A 19,583-nucleotide genomic window follows, 5' to 3' on the forward strand; every position below is an offset into this window, starting at 1 on the left:
ACAAAAAAATGGTGAAGACTCTCTCCGTCATCATTTATATGTAAATCAAAAAAATGCAGCGACCTACTATATAGGAGCTGCATTTTTTTTCTAATTCAATTAAAACCAAGGCCCAACGACAATTGTATAAATACTAAAACCAATTCCCACAAGAACAAGAATAACACCTAAAGTGAATAACGGGCTAAATTTTGTAGAAGAGCTATTTTTTTTAGGTGCTTTTTTAAATAATTTCGATAAAGCTACAAATAAAAGACCTAAGATAATCAGTAAGCCATTAACAAAGAAAGTGGATAACCCATTTTTTTTCTTTCCATTTTTTAGAAAGGTAGATTGTTGCAAAGCTTTTAATTTTTTAGCATATTTAAAACTTACGCTTGGAGCGGCAATGGTAGAAGATACCTGAGTCAGACCATTGTCAATCGTTAATTTGTCAGCAGACAATGTAAAGGTTGGATTAGTATTTTTTTGGACTACGTCATAAAAATCTTGATCTAGAATAATGTCATCTTTGTTGACAGTGCTATTTCCTTTAGAAAGTAGTTTTTTATATTCATAAGTTGCAAACGAATGATCAAAAATTGCATTACCAAAAGCGTGACGTTGAAGTTCTCCTTCTTGGTCTTCCCAATCACCTACGCCTAAAACAACTTCAATCAAACGAGTATCTCCACGTTTTGCAGTAGCGGCATAATTAAAACCGCCAGTTGGGCTAGAACCTGTTTTCAATCCATCTGCGCCTTCATAACCATAAGCTAATCCTGGTAAAGAATAGTTGTGATTTTCCAGTACTTCAGCATAAGGTGTATTTTCCATAATAGTTATTTGTATTGGGCTAGTATAAGATACCGTATCAGGATAATTTTTTAATAAATGATAAGACAAAATAGCCAAATCACGAGCGGTAGAAATGTTATCTGCGCTTTGATCGATTCCTTCAGGTTTGTAATAGCCGTTGAATGAACCAGTTTCAGCCCCGCTAGCATTATAAAAAGTTGAATTGGTCATACCGAGTTCTTTGGCTTTATCATTCATTATATGGACGAATTTAGCTTCGTCATTTGCGGTTACTAGATTACCCAGCATGACAGTTGCGACATTTGAAGATTGAACTAGTGTGGCATAAAGTAAGTCTCTAACGGGATATTCCACGCCAGAAACAATATTATTGTTACTTAATTCGTAAATTTGAGAAATAGCTTGGTCGCTGTCTGTGGCTTTAACTTTTGTATCTAAAGTGAACTGACCTTGCTCCAATGCTTCAAAAACAAGATAAACAGACATTAATTTTGCAATACTGGCTGGATTCCATTTTAAGTCAGGATTGTCTTCCCAAAGGACTTGACCAGTTTGAGCTTCAATAACGATTGATGATTTTGGTTTATAGAATTCATTTGTTTGATAGCCTGCATTTTGTGTAATTGTTAAAATATCCTCTTGAGCATAGGCTTTTGAGGCTGTGAATAGACCTGAGAAATAACCTATAAGTAATATCAGTGCGCAGATTCTCAGTAAAACGTTTCTTTTCTTCATATAAACATCCTTTGCGGTTAGTCTTTCTTTTCTATACAGATAAACTGGTTACAGAGTTAATCCCAAACAGTTTAATCTAATTAAGTAAGTCATTTTTTGTAAGTTTAGGTTGGTAAAGAAAAAATACCATCTTCTATTAAACTATCGTTTTTTGGTAAAGTCAATGTTAAACTCATAGCGTAACGTTCTTATTTTACGTGAAAAGAAAGCAAAATAGTATATTTTTTGAATATTTTAATAAAAAGTAATTTTTGTTTAATTTTGGTATACTTTAGCAGATGGGGGTGTTAGTCATGAGAATTGAACAAATGGTTGCTTCCGAATGGACGAGCTTTTTTAAACAAATTTCTAAAAGTATGCAGTTATTGCCCTTTTATGATACACATACTTTGGCGAGACAAACATTTAGTGAAAAAACAAAGAGAAATACTGGCACAACATATGCCATTTATAATGGGAAGAATCCATATTTATTTGTGACAGTTGAATCAGGTCGGGTGACGAATATATTGGTTCAAGAAACAGTTAAAATAAGTTGGTCAACCATTTTTTTAGCTGTGGATAAACTTTTTAAACAAAGCTTTCAGTCAATGATTACTTTTTCTTTTCCACAATCACTGACTAGTCATTTGCAAGAGGTGTTTGTAAAAAATGGATATTTAGTAACGGAAAATAAAATTGCTATCAAAAAGTTAACGTATCATACCGGCTTAGTTTTAGGTGGAGGTGGTGCGAGAGGTGCTTATCAGATAGGTGTTTGGCAAGCGCTGAAAGAGTTGGCTATTCCAATCAAAATAATTACTGGTACATCTGTTGGCGCGTTAAATGGGGCATTGATTTTACAAGATGATTTTGAAGCAGCGAAAAACATGTGGGAAAAAATCGATACGCAAAAAATCCTTTCGTTTCCAACAGCCGCAGTATCGAGTGATACGCTAGGTGGGTTGATGAGCCAGATTGGTTCTTTTACATTGAGTGCGATCCAATCAAACGGAGTTTCAACACAACCACTGCAAAAGCTGATTAATGACACATTTTTATCAGAAAAAATGGCGCAAGTGACCACAGATTTTTATTTGGTGACCACTGAATTACCAAATATGCAGGAAAAAAACATTCATTTTAATGAATGTAAAAATAATCAATGGCAGAGCTGGTTGCTTGCTTCAGCGTCGTTCTTTCCAGCAATGGCAGCAACAAAAATTGTGGATAACTATTATGTGGATGGCGGCTATCGGAATAACATTCCAGTTGATGTTGCGTTGCGTAACGGAGCAACAGAATGTATCATTGTTGATGTCAAAGGTCCTGGAATCACGAAACCGATAAAAATGCCCACAACTGCCAGCTGTCTAACTTTACAAACGCCTTGGTCAATGGGAGCCGTTTTGTTATTTGATGGTGCTCGCTCAACTCAAAATATGCAGCTAGGATATTTAGAAACGATGAAGGCAATCGGTAAAAAATATGTTGGGTATTGGTATACTTTTGATGAAACATTAGAGCATTTAGAACAGTTCCAACAAGAATTTTTTTCCTTTATTAATGAGACTTACCAAATAAAATTATGGACTTCTTTTGAACAACAAAATAAAATATGTAAAAAAATGCGTAAAGTTTATAAAGACAGGGTGTATACTGAGAATATTGGGTTAGTTTTAGTAGAATTATTAGCGAAAAGTCAGGAACTGTCTGCATCTAAGGTATATACGATTCAAGAGTTAGTTGAAGGTTTACAGCTAAAAGAACAAACAAAAACCATTACAGAAACGACGATTGGAATGATTTCAGTCCAAGAGTGGTTGAAAAAATATTACGAAGATTACTTTTTACTTTCTGATAAACAACAGATATCATTAATGACTGATCTATTGGATGCAGATGAAAAAGAAAAACCACAGCGTTTGGTGTTTTTACTGGATAAATTACCAGTACAAACATTACAAATTTTAATGAAAGAATTTATACAATAAGGAGTGATAAATCATGGCACAAGAATTTTCATATGAAATCGTAGAAGAAATTGCAGTTTTATCAGAGAACACCCAAGGATGGCGTAAAGAATTGAATTTGGTTAGCTGGAATGGTCGTCCGCCAAAATTTGATTTAAGAGACTGGTCTGCTGATCATGAAAAGATGGGAAAAGGAATTACGCTGACAAACGAAGAATTTGCCATCTTATCTAAAGCAATAAAATCCATGTAGAGAGGACACCCTGTCGATGAAAAGTATGACTGGTTTTGGGAAAGAAACATTTTTAAATGATGCATATCAAATTGATGTAGAGATCAAAAGTGTCAATCAACGTTTTTTGGATATTCAATTACGAATGCCCAAAGAGGTTAATCCACATGAAATGGCTATTCGCCAATTGATAAAAGAGACATTACAGCGTGGGCGAATTGAAGCTTATATTAATATCAAACAAACAGGCAGCGGCAATAAAGAGGTGTTAGTTCATTGGGAGCTAATCCATCAGTTACTTGGAGAAATAAAACGCGAGTTAGCAACCAGTTATCCACAAGCTCAATTTAATCCTGTGGGAAATATCAACCAACTTCTGAATAACTCAGATTATGTAGAAGTCACAGAAAAGCAAGAAGCCGACGATACGTTTGGTGCACTCATTTTAGAGAGTGTAAAAAAAGCAGTAGAACGAATTGATGCTAGCCGCTTGCAAGAAGGTAAAAAAATTCAACAAGTTTTGACTATTTATAGTCATGACTTCAATAATCTAGTGACTGAATTAAAAGGATTCGTCGCTATTTATGAGAAAGATTACCGAGAAAAATTTGAGACTAAACTAAATGAGTGGCTAGGTAGCCAAGTCGACGAAGCTCGTTTATTGACGGAATTGGCCATTCTACTTGAAAAAGGGGATATCCATGAAGAGTTGGACCGTTTAGCTATTCATGTGGATAAATTGCAGGAATTATTACTACAATCAGAACCTGTCGGTAGAGAGTTAGATTTTTTGATGCAAGAAATGAACCGTGAAGTAAATACAATCGGCTCTAAATCAAGTCCTATCGAAATCAAAAATATTGTTGTTCAAATGAAAACAATTCTTGAAAAAATTCGTGAACAAATCCAAAATGTCGAATAATAGAAAATAGTTTGTGATTCTATCTTTTAAAGCTATAATTAAAGAGAAGAAAGCGGAGAGGTGGATAAGTATGTCAAACTATTATGATGTAACGTTTCATGAATTAAGTGGGAAATCCGTAGTGAAAAGAGAAGTTATTTCTGACAAAGAGCCATTTGACGCTTGGCAGGATGCGTGTGTTTCATTTACAGAGGAAGTCTTAAACATTCAAGTAAATGAAGAAGCGTTTGTATCCTTGAATCGTCGTTTCGTTGTTCGGATCGATACGCAAGAGGTAGACGGACCTGTGGATAAAAAAATCAAACGCCATGATGAAATTGTGGGTGTTGTGAATACGTTGTCTAACATGGGATTTTAGCTAAACCAAAACAATAAAGGTGAGGAAAACGAAAATCCGTTTTCCTCACCTTTATTGTTTATAAAAAGATTAATAAACCAACTGCGAAAAGAAGTAAGAGTATTCCAAGAATAACTAACAGACGAGAGGCAATTGTTGGTGATTTTCGACGGCTGCGACTGATCCTATTAGTTTGTTTTCTAAACCTTCTTGAAGCGATGAGTACTAGTAAACCTAAAGCGCCAAGAATACTACTAACAACATAATTTTTGGTTGTTTTTTCGGTTTTTTCAGTGTGGAGAGCTTGCTTTTTTTCTCCTTTAGAAGAGGGGAACTTTTCTGCGTTTTTTCCAGATTCCTGATAATCGACACTTTGAGCAGTGATATTTGGTGAGACTTGACCTAATTCACTATTCAAAGATAATTGTCCATTTTTTAAAGAGAAAGTAGGTTCAGTATTTTTTTTAACGAATCCATAAAAATCTTTATCCAAGTGTATTTCTTTTTGATCAATGGTATTTGATCCTTTGGAAAGTAGTTTTTTATATTCATAAGTAGAAAAGGCATGATCTAAGATGGCGTTACCAGCAATATGCCGTTCATATTCACCTTCTTGATCTGACCAATCACCTACGCCTAAAATAACTTCAATCAGTCGAGTGTCCCCTTTTTTTGCTGTTGCAATATAGTTGAAGCCACCGGTCGGGCTTGATCCAGTTTTTAGCCCATCGACTCCTTCATAGCCATACTTTGCACCAGGTAATGAGTAATTATAGGTTTCAAAGGTCTCCTCATATGGTGTATTCGCCATGGTTGTGACAACTGGCTTACTAGTGAACTGTAAAATATCAGGGTATTTTTTGAGTAAATGATAGGTCAAAATAGCCAAGTCTCTGGCTGTTGATTTGTTGTCCCCATCTGGATCGATGCCTTCTGGCTGGTAAAATCCTTCAAATGCGCTGACTTGTGCACCACTGGAGTTAAAGTAAGTCGTATTTGTCATTCCTAGTTCAGCAGCTTTTTCATTCATTTTATTGATGAAACCAGCTTCATCATTGTCAGAAACTAGATTGGCTAGCATCAGTGTTGCAACATTTGAGGAAGGAACAGCCGCCATGTAGAACAAATCACGGACAGGATAGTCTACACCTAGAGAAATTTTATTGTTGCTTAGTGCATAGATTTGAGAAATACTGACATATTTTTCAGTTGCTTTGACTGTTGTATCTAGATTGAATTTCCCTTGTTCCATTGCTTCAAAAGCTAAATACATCGTCATGACTTTCCCGATACTTGCTGGACTCCAAGATAAATCAGGCTGTTCTTCCCATAGAATTTGCCCTGAGTCAGCATCGATGACAATCGAGGCTTTTGGACGATAACCTTCTTTAATCGGATAGCCGGATTCTTTTGCGAATTCCATCAGGTCTTCTTCTGCGTAACTTGTTTGTACAACACCACCAAGTGAAATACAAGAAGCAAGTAAGACGATTGTTATGGTTTTCCAAAATAGTTTGTATTTGAACATAGATATAAATCCCTTCGTTTTTTATCTTCACTAGTGTAGGATAGTGAATCTTTACACTAGGAAAAGGTATAATAACTTTATTCTACTTGAAAAACAGGTCAGTTGTATACTTTTTTTACAAATGTTTTTTTATGTAGAAAACAATTTTTTGAATATCAGGATAAAAAAGTCTAAGATTTTTCGAAAATATTAATGATAAAGCCTTGAAAATTACTGAAAAAAAGTGCATTATAGAACTAATACTCTATTACTATCTAGCTTTACAGTCTAGTCTCTCGGAAAAAAGATTAAAATTGATTGTGGCCAGTAGAGCTACCCTCAATTTTCCCTATTTTTCAATCGAGACTGAATGAGCCTGTTCAGCTTTTAAACTATCTAGCTTCGCGAACCAACTCTTCGGAAAAAAGATGAAATCGGCTAGTTCCAAAGGACAGCACGACTCAATTTCCCTATTTTTCAATCAGAGTTAAATGAGTTCGTCCAGCTTTTAACGAAAGGAAGTCATCATGTCAGAGCGTGGATTATTAATTGTACTATCGGGTCCTTCTGGAGTTGGTAAGGGAACAGTACGAAAAGCAATTTTTGATAGTGAAGAGAATGATTTTCAGTACTCGATTTCTATGACTACCCGCAAAATGCGGGAAGGAGAAGTAGAAGGAGTAGATTACTACTTCCGCACAAAAGAAGAATTTGAAGCAATGATTGAAGCAGGGGAAATGTTAGAATATGCGCAATACGTAGGGAATTACTATGGAACGCCACTTTCTTATGTCAACCAAACGCTTGATGAGGGGAAAGATGTCTTTTTAGAAATCGAAGTCCAAGGTGCTGAACAAGTAAAAGAGAAAGTACCGGACGGCGTATTTATTTTTCTGACACCGCCAGATTTATCTGAGCTTAAATCACGAATTGTTGGTCGAGGTACCGATGATCATGAAGTAATCGAAGAACGGATGCGTGTGGCTCGCGAAGAAATCGAAATGATGGCATTATATGATTATGCAGTTGTAAACGACGAAGTACCGCTAGCGGTAAAACGAATTAAAGAAATTATTGCGAGTGAACATTTTCGCGTTAATCGAGTAATTGGTAAATACATTAAAATGTTGAAGGAGATGTAGCCTTATGATGCTAAAACCATCTATTGACTCATTATTGAAAGAAGTACCATCAAAATATTCACTTGTTATCTTAGCAAGTAAACGTGCCCATGAATTAGACGAAGGTGCACAACCAACACTAGAAAGTTTTGAATCTGTAAAAAGCGTAGGTCAAGCATTAGAAGAAATCGACGCAGCAACAGTAATCAACGATCCTAGACCAGAAGAGAAACGCGAAAGAATGCGCATAGCTAAAGAAGAACAAAAAATGAGACACGAGCAAGAACAAAAAGAACTTGAAAATCGTATCCGCGACGAAAAAAGTTTATAAAACATAGGAAAGGCTGAGACAAAACTTTGAAGAGTTTTATCTCAGTTTTTCTTTTTTGTGATGACAACGAATGAATAGAAGCGGTTAATTTTTTGTAATAGAGATCAGAGGAACAAGACAAATGCCGGATTCTTTAGTACAATAAGCAAAGAAATGCTGATTCAAAAGAAGAGTAGAACTAAATTTATAGAAACGGAGGAATGTTTATGAGAAAAGCGGCACAAGTAATTGTTGATGTACCAACGATGCAGACAGATCAACCGTTTACTTATTTGATTCCTTTTAACTTAGAAAAACAATTAGCAGTCGGTATGCGTGTGGAAGTTCCCTTTGGTAATGGAAATAGGCACCTACAAGGATTTGTTTTAGCGATAGACGACGTTTCTGATGAAGTGATCGCAGCACAAAAGTTTGAATGGAAAGAGATTTTGTCTGTTTTAGATTTAAAACCAGTGCTGAATACTGAATTGCTGGAACTTGCTGACTATATGAAGGAAAAAACATTTGCCTTTAAGATTACTTGTTTACAAACGATGCTGCCAAGTGTGATGCGGGCGGATTATCGAAAGTACATATATTTAACAGATGAATTAGAAGAAAAACTTCAAGATGAACTATTCTATGGCTTGGAAGAAATTGCTTGGGATGATGCGCAAGCTCGTGCTATCTTACCGCAATTGATGCAGCTTAGAAAGCAGCAAAAAGTTGATATTCGCTATGAAGTCAATACACGGAATAAAGTAAAGACGATTCGCTATATCCAAGCACTTAAAAGTTTTGAAGAATTAGAAGAAGCGCGGATGGAACTTAGAAAAGGTTCTCAGAAAAAAGAACAGTTGATTAACTATTTACAGCAAGCGGGTTTAGAACAAACGACTACCGTCAAAGAGATGAAAGAACTTGGTTTTAGTACCGCTATTTTAAATGACGGAGCGAATAAACAGTGGCTGACTTTTATCGAAGCAGAAGCGTATCGAGATCCTTTTGCAGATCATACATTTGAGAAAACGACTGCTTTATCTTTGAATGATGAGCAACAAAACGCTGTAGATAAGGTTCTTGGTTCGATGAATCAAGGAATAAGTAAAACATATTTATTAGAAGGAATCACTGGTAGTGGGAAAACAGAAGTGTACCTCCAAGTAATTGCAGAAGTCTTGAATCAAGGGAAAACAGCTATGATGTTAGTACCAGAGATTTCGTTAACACCGCAAATGGTTCATCGCTTTAAGAGTCGGTTTGGTGAGCAGGTTGCCGTTATGCACAGTGCCTTATCCCAAGGAGAAAAATATGATGAATGGCGGAAAATCGAACGTGGTGAAGCACAAGTGGTGGTTGGTGTACGTTCAGCAATTTTCGCTCCATTGGAAAATCTTGGGGTAGTAATTATTGATGAAGAGCATGAAGCAAGCTACAAACAAGAAGAAACACCTCGTTATCATGCCCGCGATCTAGCTATTTGGCGTGGAGAGTATCATAATTGTCCTGTGGTATTAGGAAGTGCGACACCGTCATTGGAGTCAAGAGCTCGGGCACAAAAAAATGTGTATGAACGTTTAGTGTTAACGAAAAGAGCGAATCAGACTGCGACATTACCGACCATTGATGTGGTTGATATGCGTGAAGAGATTCAAAATAAAAACACTTCGTCATTTTCATTAGCACTTCAAGAAAAAATACAAGATCGTCTGGCGAAAAAAGAACAAAGTGTTTTATTGCTAAATCGTCGAGGCTATTCTTCTTTTGTTATGTGTCGGGATTGCGGATATGTTTTGCCGTGTCCAAACTGCGACATTTCCTTAACATTGCATATGGATACAAAAACCATGAAATGTCATTATTGCGGACATGAAGAACGCATCCCTTATCATTGTCCAAATTGTGGCGGAGATAAAATTCGCTATTATGGCACAGGGACTCAAAAGGTGGAAGAAGAACTAAAAGCTCTTTTCCCTGAAAGTCGTGTTTTACGAATGGATGTTGATACAACTAGAAGAAAAGGTGCTCACGAAAAGATTTTGACAGCATTTGGTAATCACGAAGCAGATATTTTATTAGGTACACAAATGATTGCTAAAGGACTGGATTTTCCCAATGTTACTTTAGTTGGTGTATTGAATGCAGATACCGCACTTAATTTGCCTGATTTTCGCTCTAGTGAACGAACATTTCAGTTGTTGACCCAAGTCAGCGGGCGAGCAGGACGTGCAGAAAAGCCGGGAGAAGTAATCATTCAATCGTTTAATCCAGAACATTATGCCATTCAGTTAGCTAAAGCTCAAGATTATGAGGACTTTTACCAAAAAGAGATGTACGTACGCCATCGCAGTGATTACCCACCATTTTATTTTACGGTGCAAATCACAGCAAGTCATTCAGAAGAAAATCAAGCAGCAAAACAGATGTTTGAAATAGTCAAAGAGTTGAAAGAAGGGTTATCCGATCAAAGTATTTTACTTGGCCCAACGCCTAATGCCATCATGCGGGTCAATAATCGTTACTTTTATCAGGTAATCATTAAATATAAAAATGAACCAAACTTACAAAATATTTTAAAAAAGATACTGACTGATACTCAAAGAGCTACGGCCAATGGGTTGAAATTATCAATTGATGCGGAACCGATGAATTTTATTTAAGTAAGCTAAAAAAATAGTTAGCTATACTGTTGATGCTGCTAAACGATTTTTTTTAAGAAAGGAAACTTAATGCGCTACCCTATAGTTATACACCCTAATGAACGCTTGAAACAAAAAGCGAAACCAGTAACAATGATTACAGATGAAACAATCACTCTTTTAGAAGATATGTATGAGACTATGATTGCCCATGACGGCATTGGTCTAGCTGCGCCTCAAATTGGTAAAAATCTTCAGCTTGCAGTAATCGAAGTAGATGAAGAAACAGGATTGTTTGAATTGATCAATCCTGAAATCATTGAGAGTACAGGAACAGATATCGATGTTGAAGGTTGTTTAAGTATCCCGGAAACATATGGAACAGTTGAACGTGCAGATGAAGTGACCGTTCGTTATTATGATCGTGAAGGAGACGAAATTGAAGTAACTGCTTATGGTTATCTTGCGAGAGCTTTTCAACACGAAATCGACCATCTAAATGGTGAGCTGTTTATTGATAAAATCATTGAACCAATCAAACCAGAAGATTTAGATGCATATATGGAGGAACATTTTGATGACTAAAATTATATTTATGGGAACACCCGCTTTTTCTGTTCCTATCTTAGAAGGACTAATCGAAAAGGGGTATGAGATTCAAGCGGTGGTCACTCAGCCAGATCGACCTGTAGGACGAAAAAAAGTAATTACTCCAACGCCGGTAAAAGAAGCTGCCTTGAAACATAATTTACTTGTGTTGCAACCTGAAAAAATATCCGGATCGCCTGAAATGGAGCAGATTATTGAACTTGCTCCAGATCTAATCGTGACGGCCGCTTTCGGTCAATTTTTACCAGAGAAAATTTTAAACGCACCAAAATTTGGAGCAGTTAATGTCCATGCATCGCTGTTGCCAAAATACCGCGGAGGTGCACCCGTTCACTATTCTATTATTGAAGGAGAAAACGAAACAGGTGTCACAATCATGGAAATGGTGAAAAAAATGGATGCAGGAGATATTCTTTCTCAAAAAGCAATCCCGATTACTAAAACAGATGATGTCGGTACAATGTTTGATAAATTAAGTGCTGTAGGTAAAGACTTACTGTTGGAGACATTGCCTAAAATTTTAGCAAAAGAAATTACTCCGATTCCTCAAGACGAAAGTCAAGTGAGTTTTTCGCCAAACATTACCAGAGAGCAAGAAAGAATTGATTGGCATAAAACAGCTGAAGAAGTCGATAATCAAGTCCGTGGTATGCGTCCATGGCCGACAGCTTTTACAACATATAAAGAAATCAATTGGAAATTATGGGACGTTACACCTTTGGAAGAAACCACTGAGGCTGTTCCTGGTACGATTATTAAACGCAGCAAAAAAGAATTATGGATCGCTTGTGGAAAAGGAACCGTTCTTTCTGTGAACATCCTTCAACCATCTGGAAAAGGGAAATTATTCATTCAAGATTTCCTAAACGGGGTTGGTAAAACAGTTGCACAAGCAGATAAGGTGGGCTAATCAATATGGGTAAAAAAATACCAGCAAGAATAAAAAACTCTGTTCGTTATGTGGCGTTAAGAACGATTGAACGTGTGGATAATGGCGGAGCGTACTCAAACTTATTGCTAAATGAAATGATTAATAAATCTGCTTTAGGAGAAAAAGATAGTCGCTTATTCACAGAACTTGTGTATGGTACCATCAGTCATAAGTTGTTACTAGAATATTATTTGACTCCTTTTATTCAAAATCCTAAAAAAGTAGACAGTTGGGTGAAAAATTTACTTAGTTTATCTGTCTATCAATTAGTATTTTTAGACAAAATTCCAGATCATGCGATTATTAATGAAGCAGTAGAAATTGGCAAGCATAGAGGCAATAGTGGAATCGGTAAATTTGTTAACGGTGTTCTTCGGGCCTTTCAACGAGAAGGAGCTCCAAGCTTAGACAAGATCAAAGATCCTATCGAACGATTATCAGTAGAAATCAGCATGCCTAAGTGGTTGACAGAAAAGTTAATCAAACAAATGGGGATAGAAGAAACCAGAAAATTAGGCTTGGCACTTTTTGAAAAAAGTCATGTTAGCGGACGTGTGGACACTCGTGAAATCAGTATTTCTGATGCGTTGGAAGAATTGCAAAAAGATCACATTGATGTTTCAGCGAGTCAAGTTTCTCCTTACGGTGTAGTAGCAGATAAAGGATTCTTAGCAGGCAGTTACTTGTTTGGGATGGGGAAATTAACTATCCAAGATGAAAGCTCTATGTTAGTTGCACCAGCTATGCAAATTGAAAAAAATCATGTTGTTTTGGATGCATGCGCTGCCCCAGGTGGGAAAACAACACATATTGCAACCTTCCTTGATTCCACACAAGGCGGACGTGTAAAAGCGTTAGATATTCATGATCATAAAATAAAATTAATCAAGCAAAATGCTGAACGCCTTCATGTGAAAGACGTGGTGGATACAGAAAAATTGGATGCACGTAAAGTTGGGGAAGAATTTCCGAAAGAGTATTTTGATCGGATTTTAGTTGATGCACCATGTTCAGGTTTAGGACTTATGCGTCGTAAACCAGATATCAAATACCACAAATCGGCACAGGATTTTGAGGAATTACCTAAAATCCAATTAGAAATTCTAGAAAGTGTTGCACATACATTGAAACAATGGGGTATAATGGTCTATAGCACATGTACAATTGCCGAAGAAGAAAATCAGGAAGTTGTTGCAGCATTTTTAGAGAAACATCCCGAATTTAAAAAAATCGATGTCGCAGTAAATGAAGCAGTACAGCCTGCTATACAGGATCAAATGCTTACATTATACCCGCATCAATTAGGAACGGATGGCTTTTTTATTTGTTGTATGCAGAAAGTTTGTTAAACGAGGTGAAGCATAGTGGAAATCAATTTTCAAACAGATGTCGGACTGAAGAGGAATACGAATCAAGATTATGCAGGTCTATTTGAGAATCAGTCAGGTGTTCCTTTGGCTATTTTAGCTGATGGGATGGGCGGTCATCAAGCAGGAGACGTAGCGAGCCAGATGGCAGTCAAAAATTTAGGGGTGCGTTGGCAGGAAAGCTCTATTGACACATCAGAAAAAGCAGCTCAGTGGATGATCAAAGAAATCCAGGATGAAAATACGTTGATTTACGAAAAAGGTCAATCGCATCCTGATTATTTAGGCATGGGAACAACCATTGTTAGCGCGGTGTTATTGAATCAGTCATTTGTTTTAGCTAATATTGGTGATAGCCGAGCTTATTTAGTGCGTAATGATCAATTACGCCAACTGACAGAAGACCATTCTTTAGTCAATGAATTAGTGAAGTCAGGTGAAATCACTCGTGAAATGGCCGCTAATCATCCACGAAAGAATGTCTTGACTCGCTCATTAGGCATGCCAGGAATGGTAGAAGTCGATGTAGCAAACCATCTTTGGGTTCCCAATGATTATATTTTACTATGCTCAGACGGGTTAACAAATATGGTTTCTGAGGAAGCTATTTTAGCTATTGTACTTTCAGAAAAACCATTAAATGAAAAAGTGGCTACATTAATCGCTAAAGCAAATGAAGCTGGCGGAGCAGATAATATTACGGTCTTAATGATACATTTTGACGAACAGAAGGAGGAAAACCAATGATCGAAATCGGCAGAAAATTGAATGGCCGGTATCACATTATTGGCAATATTGGCAGTGGCGGAATGGCAAATGTATTCCTAGCCCATGACTTGATTTTGGATCGTGACGTAGCTGTTAAAGTACTACGTTTTGACTTTCAAAATGATCAAGCAGCGATTCGTCGCTTTCAAAGAGAAGCCCTAGCTGCTACTGAGTTGGTTCATCCTAATATCGTCAGTGTCTATGATGTAGGTGAAGAGGACGGTTTGCAGTACTTAGTGATGGAATATGTGAAAGGAATGGATTTAAAACGGTTTATTAAAACCCAATATCCAATTCCATATGCAAAAACAGTTGATATCATGGAGCAAATTTTATCAGCAGTTTCTCTTGCCCATGAACATAGAATCATCCATAGAGATTTAAAGCCACAAAACATATTGATGGACGAAAGCGGAGTTGTGAAAATCACGGATTTCGGGATTGCCATTGCGCTGACAGAAACGTCCATTACGCAAACGAACACGATGCTAGGATCAGTCCACTACCTATCTCCTGAACAAGCAAGAGGTAGTATGGCAACGAATCAGTCAGACGTATATGCAGTTGGGATTATCCTATACGAAATGCTCACAGGGAGCGTACCATTTGATGGTGAATCTGCGGTAACGATTGCCTTAAAACATTTTCAAGAAGAAATGCCCTCTGTTAAAACTTTTGATCCCAATATTCCTCAGTCATTGGAAAATGTGGTGTTACATGCAACCACAAAAGACCCAGCTGATCGGTATAAAACGGCAGAAGAAATGTCACGGGACTTGTACACAGTCTTGGCAGCTAACCGTTTGAATGAACCAAAATGGCAACCAACAGGTTTGATGGGTGAAACAAAAATATTAACACCAATTACTGATGAAATGGCTATGCCTTCTTCGTTTAATACGATGGAAACACCAACTGACGAATATAATGAACACGAAGAACTTCAGCAACAAGAAGAGGCAGCAAAAAAGAAAAAGAAGAAAAAGAAGCCGTTGATTATTTTCCTGATCTTATTAGTACTAGCATCAATAATTGGCGGTGCCCTTTATTTTGTTGGCAGTGGCAGTAGTGAAGTCAAGATTCCTAATGTAGAAGATAAGACTGAAGCAGATGCACGAAGAATATTAGAAGATGCAGGACTAAAAGTCAAAAATGAGACGAAAGAAATTCCCGATGATTCTATTGAAGAAGGGAAAGTTGTCAAAACAGATCCCGCTGTAGACTCAACAGTGAAGAAAAATCGAGAAATTGAACTTTATATAAGCTCTGGAAATAAAAAAATCAAACTTGATGATTATACTGGAGAAGATTATAAAGACGCTATCGAATCTTTAGGAAAACTAGGTTTTAAAGAAAGCCAAATCAAAATTACCAGAGAAGCAAATTTGAAGGTAGACGAAGATAAAGTTATCAGTCAAACACCGAAAAAAGGTGAAGAAGCTGATCCGAAAACGGATGAAATCAATTTGGTTGTTAGTGGTGGACCAGATGATGTTTATTTAGACAATTACGCTGGTTATAGCTATGAAAATGCTGTTGCAGCGTTAGAAGCTTTAGGCATCAAGGGAAATCAAATTTCACGTTCTGATGAAGAAAGTGATACCGTTGACCCTGGAGTAGTCATAGGGCAAACGCCAGGCGCAGGATCGTCAATAAATCCTAAAACAGGTAAAGTAACATTAAGTGTAAGCAAAGGAACAGATAAAATTGTTTTAGGCAATTATGCTGGCTATAGTTATGAAAATGCTGTAAATGCTTTAGGCTCACTAGGGGTTAAATCAAACCAAATTTCTCGTGTAGAAGAATCTAGTGACACCGTAGAAAAAGGTGCAGTTATCTCTCAAACACCGTCAGCAGGTTCCTCATTTAATGTAAAAAATGATAAAATTACTTTGACGGTTAGTAAAGGCTCTGATAAAGTGACTTTAGATGATATCAGCGGCTACTCAAAAAAAGAAGCTCGCGATTATTTATCAAGTAAAGGCTTAAAAATATCTGAGAAGACAGAAGCTTCATCTAGCTACGCTAAGGATCAAGTGATCCGAACAACACCAGGTGGCGGAACCAGTGTCAGCCTTGGCAGCACTGTAACTGTTTATTTCTCAAGTGGGCCTGACCCAACAAAACCTACTTCAGATACGTCTGGTCAAAACTAAACAATATATAAGAGGCAGCAAGAAACTATTTTAAGAGGTTTCTTCTGTCTCTTCTCTTTTCTTTTCAACCTATGGTAAAATGAAATCAATAGAAACAAGGAGGTGGCATTTCTGAAAGGTCAAATCAGAAAAGCATTAAGTGGTTTTTACTACATTTATGCAGATGGAGCAACATTTCAAACAAGAGCCCGAGGGAATTTTAGAAATCGTAAAATTACGCCATTAGTCGGCGATGAAGTGATGTTTGAAAGCGATAATCCAACCGATGGCTATTTACTGGAAGTTTTTCCTCGGCATAATGAATTGGTGCGTCCGCCAGTGGCTAATGTAGATCAAGGTGTGATTGTTATGAGTATGGTGGAGCCGAATTTTTCATATAACTTGTTAGATCGCTTTTTAGTTACTTTAGAAGATAAAGGAATTGCTCCAATTATTTATTTGACGAAAGTCGATTTATTAACTGGGACAGAAACAGTTGGTGTAGCGGAAGTCAAAAAAGTTTATGGAGAAATTGGCTATCCAGTCATTGCTGCAACAAAAGCGAATGATGAAGAAGCTGTTCATACACTAGAACAATATTTCCCTGAGCGCTTGACTGTTTTTATGGGACAATCTGGTGCAGGAAAATCAACTTTATTAAACAAAATTTCTCCTGATTTACAGTTAGCTACCGATGAAATTTCTGAATCATTAGGACGAGGGAAACATACCACACGCCATGTGGAATTGTTACCGCTATATGACGGTTTAGTCGCAGATACACCAGGATTTAGTTCCATCGACTTTTTAGAAATGGAAACAACTCAGCTACCAAAACAATTTCCAGAATTTGTCGAAGCCTCGTCGTCATGTAAGTTTCGTGAGTGCATGCACCGAAAAGAACCAGGCTGTGAAGTGAAAAAACGTGTAGAAGAAGGAATAATTGCTCAATCACGTTATGATAATTACCTACAATTTTTATTAGAAATAGAAAACCGCAGACCGATTTACAAGAAAAAATAAGAACATAAGATGAAGGAGTGGCTTTTATGAAACTAGCACCATCAATTTTAAGCGCCGATTTTGCCAATTTAGAAAGAGATATTCAATTAGTTGAAAAACTGGGAGCAGATTATATTCATGTGGATGTAATGGATGGTCAATTTGTGCCTAATATTACGCTGGGTCCTAATGTTGTTTCAGCGATTCGACCAGTAACGAAACTACCATTGGATGTTCATTTAATGATTGTTCAGCCGGAAAATTATATTGATGCATTTGCTAAAGCTGGGGCAGACATTATTACGGTTCATGTAGAAGCAACGCCTCATATCCATCGAGCGATTCAAATGATCAAAGCTTCTGGGGTGAAAGCGGGTGTAGTGGTTAACCCAGGAACCCCGTTATCAGCTATTGAGTACGTATTGGATTTGGTCGATCAAGTCTTGATTATGACAGTCAATCCAGGATTTGGCGGACAATCATTTATTGAAAGTTCACTAGATAAAATCGCTCAATTAAAAGAATGGAAAGAGTCTAAAGGTTATACTTATGATATTGAAGTAGACGGCGGCATTGATCCATCAACTGCGAAACGTTGTAAAGAAGCGGGAGCAAATGTTTTTGTAGCTGGTTCTTATATCTATAACTCAGAAAGTCCTAAAGATCGTATTGACGCCTTAAGAGCTGTATTGGGTTAATGAAGATTATCCTTGTGGCTGGCGGTTCGCCCGATGAGTGGCCGCAGTTAAATTGGGAAGACTATGATTATTTTGTAGGAATCGATCGAGGGAGCTTATTTATTTTGGAACAGGGTTGGTCGTTGGACTTAGCGGTAGGGGATTTTGATTCTTTAACTACTGATGAAAAACAACTTGTCCAAAAGCAAGCAAAAGAGCTGGAACAAGCGCAAGTGGAAAAAGACGATACAGATACGCAATTAGCTTTGCAATTGGCACTTGAGAAATTTCCCGAAGCAAGCCTAACGATTATCGGTGCTTCAGGCGGGCGCTTAGATCATTTTCTCTCAAATTTATGGTTGCCATTGGAACCTCGTTTCCAACCTTTCGTGGGGCAAATTAGATTGGAAGATCGACAAAATAGTATTGCATACTATCTTCCAGGAAGCTATGTGGTAAAAAAAGAATCTGAAATGACTTATCTAGCTTATTGCTGTTTAACTCCTGTGACAAACCTGACGTTAACAGAAAGTAAATATACGTTAAATCATGCAGATGTAGCTGTTCCAACTTCCTACGCAAGCAATGAGTTTATTGGCGAGGTAGCTGGATTTTCATTTGATACAGGTGTGATAGCTGTGATTCAAAGTCGAGACAAATAAAAAAAGCTGAACGGCACGCCGTTCAGCTTTTTGATTATGTTCTATTAAACACGCTCGATTTTACCAGATTTCAAAGCACGAGTTGACACCCAAACTTTTTTAGGTTTACCGTCTATTAATACACGAACTTTTTGCAAGTTAGGTTTAACAGTACGTTTAGTAGCGTTCATTGCATGTGAGCGGTTATTGCCGCTGCTTGTCTTACGACCAGTAAAATAACATACTTTTGCCATTTTTAGTTTCCTCCTTTGCTTTGATCTCGGAGCGATAATTTTCAGCTCATACTAACTTAATTTATCACAGAAGGCAGTTTTTTGCAAGGGGATTTTCAAATCAGTTTGACATTTCCCTTCAAACGATGTAAATTATACAATTATTGGTAAATTCGATGAGACTCTCTATAATAATCTGGCTAACATCCTTTTCATTGAGGTACGGCTATGTTAAAATATTATAGAAGAAAATAGGGCAATTGTGCTCTTTAAGGAGGCTTTCATCAATGGCTGTAAAAATCAAAACACCAGCAGGTACCATTGAGATTACCAATGAAGTTATCGCCACAGTTGTTGGCGGTGCTGCGACAGATATCTACGGAATCGTCGGTATGGCTAGTAAAAACCAAATCAAAGATAATTTAAATGGCATTTTGCGTAAAGAAAATTATTCCAAAGGTGTTGTCGTGCGTCAAGAAGAAAACGGCGTTGCGGTCGACGTATATACAATCGTAAGTTATGGAACAAAAATTTCAGAAGTTTCTCGTAATGTACAAGAAAAAGTAAAATATAACCTTGAAACACTACTAGGTGTGACAGCTAATTCGGTCAACGTATTTGTGCAAGGTGTTCGTGTGTTGCCTGACTAGGTAGCCAGCTGTCAAAT

19 protein-coding genes are annotated in these 19,583 nt (G+C 37.2%); 16 read left to right on the forward strand and 3 right to left on the reverse strand.

What is annotated here, in order from left to right; all coding sequences use genetic code 11:
- Window positions 1-99: 99 nt before the first annotated feature.
- Window positions 100-1,533, reverse strand: coding sequence for a DUF1958 domain-containing protein (locus AC4BB2_RS00590; protein WP_490473535.1), 1,434 nt, complete (start codon window positions 1,531-1,533; stop codon window positions 100-102).
- Between the two features lie 293 nt (window positions 1,534-1,826).
- Here AC4BB2_RS00590 and AC4BB2_RS00595 point away from each other — a divergent pair, with 293 nt between their 5' ends.
- From AC4BB2_RS00595 to AC4BB2_RS00610, 4 genes are all read left to right on the forward strand, one after another.
- Window positions 1,827-3,506: a patatin-like phospholipase family protein gene (locus tag AC4BB2_RS00595; protein ID WP_490473536.1), complete on the forward strand. Its 1,680-nt coding sequence runs from the start codon at window positions 1,827-1,829 to the stop codon at window positions 3,504-3,506.
- Window positions 3,507-3,519: 13 nt separating this feature from the next.
- Window positions 3,520-3,738, forward strand: coding sequence for a YdbC family protein (locus AC4BB2_RS00600; RefSeq protein WP_490473537.1), 219 nt, complete (start codon window positions 3,520-3,522; stop codon window positions 3,736-3,738).
- 16 nt (window positions 3,739-3,754) lie between these two features.
- Window positions 3,755-4,639, forward strand: a complete 885-nt coding sequence (locus AC4BB2_RS00605) for a YicC/YloC family endoribonuclease (RefSeq protein ID WP_490473538.1) — start codon at window positions 3,755-3,757, stop codon at window positions 4,637-4,639.
- Between the two features lie 70 nt (window positions 4,640-4,709).
- Window positions 4,710-4,997 carry a hypothetical protein gene (locus tag AC4BB2_RS00610; RefSeq protein WP_490473539.1) on the forward strand — a complete coding sequence of 96 codons (288 nt, stop codon included), beginning with the start codon at window positions 4,710-4,712 and terminating at the stop codon, window positions 4,995-4,997.
- Between the two features lie 58 nt (window positions 4,998-5,055).
- Here AC4BB2_RS00610 and AC4BB2_RS00615 read toward each other — a convergent pair whose 3' ends face one another.
- Window positions 5,056-6,504 (reverse strand): DUF1958 domain-containing protein, encoded by a 1,449-nt coding sequence (locus AC4BB2_RS00615; protein WP_490473540.1) that lies wholly within the window; start codon window positions 6,502-6,504, stop codon window positions 5,056-5,058.
- A 506-nt stretch (window positions 6,505-7,010) separates the two neighbouring features.
- Between AC4BB2_RS00615 and gmk the strand changes: the two genes are divergently transcribed.
- The 11 genes from gmk to AC4BB2_RS00670 all read left to right on the forward strand — a co-directional run bounded on the left by gmk (window position 7,011) and on the right by AC4BB2_RS00670 (window position 18,704).
- Window positions 7,011-7,625 (forward strand): guanylate kinase, encoded by a 615-nt coding sequence (gene gmk / locus AC4BB2_RS00620; protein WP_490473541.1) that lies wholly within the window; start codon window positions 7,011-7,013, stop codon window positions 7,623-7,625.
- 4 nt (window positions 7,626-7,629) lie between these two features.
- The gene (gene rpoZ / locus AC4BB2_RS00625; RefSeq protein ID WP_490473542.1) at window positions 7,630-7,935 is read left to right on the forward strand and encodes a DNA-directed RNA polymerase subunit omega; all 306 of its coding nucleotides are present in this window, start codon (window positions 7,630-7,632) and stop codon (window positions 7,933-7,935) included.
- 206 nt (window positions 7,936-8,141) lie between these two features.
- Window positions 8,142-10,574 carry a primosomal protein N' gene (priA, locus tag AC4BB2_RS00630; RefSeq protein ID WP_490473543.1) on the forward strand — a complete coding sequence of 811 codons (2,433 nt, stop codon included), beginning with the start codon at window positions 8,142-8,144 and terminating at the stop codon, window positions 10,572-10,574.
- A 69-nt stretch (window positions 10,575-10,643) separates the two neighbouring features.
- Window positions 10,644-11,138 carry a peptide deformylase gene (gene def / locus AC4BB2_RS00635; RefSeq protein WP_490473544.1) on the forward strand — a complete coding sequence of 165 codons (495 nt, stop codon included), beginning with the start codon at window positions 10,644-10,646 and terminating at the stop codon, window positions 11,136-11,138.
- Window positions 11,131-12,072, forward strand: a complete 942-nt coding sequence (fmt, locus tag AC4BB2_RS00640) for a methionyl-tRNA formyltransferase (protein ID WP_490473545.1) — start codon at window positions 11,131-11,133, stop codon at window positions 12,070-12,072. The genes def and fmt overlap by 8 nt, the downstream gene beginning before the upstream one ends.
- Before the next feature lie 5 nt (window positions 12,073-12,077).
- Entirely contained in the window at window positions 12,078-13,442 is a 1,365-nt protein-coding gene (gene rsmB / locus AC4BB2_RS00645) for a 16S rRNA (cytosine(967)-C(5))-methyltransferase RsmB (RefSeq protein WP_490473546.1), read from the forward strand.
- A 15-nt stretch (window positions 13,443-13,457) separates the two neighbouring features.
- On the forward strand, window positions 13,458-14,207 hold the full coding sequence (locus AC4BB2_RS00650; protein WP_490473547.1) for a Stp1/IreP family PP2C-type Ser/Thr phosphatase: 750 nt from the start codon (window positions 13,458-13,460) through the stop codon (window positions 14,205-14,207).
- Window positions 14,204-16,384 carry a Stk1 family PASTA domain-containing Ser/Thr kinase gene (gene pknB / locus AC4BB2_RS00655; RefSeq protein WP_490473548.1) on the forward strand — a complete coding sequence of 727 codons (2,181 nt, stop codon included), beginning with the start codon at window positions 14,204-14,206 and terminating at the stop codon, window positions 16,382-16,384. Before AC4BB2_RS00650 ends, pknB begins: the two co-directional genes overlap by 4 nt.
- Before the next feature lie 102 nt (window positions 16,385-16,486).
- Window positions 16,487-17,386 (forward strand): ribosome small subunit-dependent GTPase A, encoded by a 900-nt coding sequence (rsgA, locus tag AC4BB2_RS00660; protein ID WP_490473549.1) that lies wholly within the window; start codon window positions 16,487-16,489, stop codon window positions 17,384-17,386.
- Between the two features lie 26 nt (window positions 17,387-17,412).
- Window positions 17,413-18,063: a ribulose-phosphate 3-epimerase gene (gene rpe / locus AC4BB2_RS00665; RefSeq protein WP_490473550.1), complete on the forward strand. Its 651-nt coding sequence runs from the start codon at window positions 17,413-17,415 to the stop codon at window positions 18,061-18,063.
- Entirely contained in the window at window positions 18,063-18,704 is a 642-nt protein-coding gene (locus AC4BB2_RS00670) for a thiamine diphosphokinase (protein WP_490473551.1), read from the forward strand. The genes rpe and AC4BB2_RS00670 overlap by 1 nt, the downstream gene beginning before the upstream one ends.
- Before the next feature lie 44 nt (window positions 18,705-18,748).
- Here the strand turns inward: AC4BB2_RS00670 and rpmB are convergent, their stop codons facing one another.
- Window positions 18,749-18,937, reverse strand: coding sequence for a 50S ribosomal protein L28 (gene rpmB / locus AC4BB2_RS00675; RefSeq protein ID WP_010761898.1), 189 nt, complete (start codon window positions 18,935-18,937; stop codon window positions 18,749-18,751).
- A 266-nt stretch (window positions 18,938-19,203) separates the two neighbouring features.
- Between rpmB and AC4BB2_RS00680 the strand changes: the two genes are divergently transcribed.
- Window positions 19,204-19,566: an Asp23/Gls24 family envelope stress response protein gene (locus AC4BB2_RS00680; RefSeq protein ID WP_010761897.1), complete on the forward strand. Its 363-nt coding sequence runs from the start codon at window positions 19,204-19,206 to the stop codon at window positions 19,564-19,566.
- Window positions 19,567-19,583 lie beyond the last annotated feature (17 nt).

The sequence above is a fragment of the Enterococcus sp. AAFC-DPL-5146 genome, assembly GCF_058216635.1.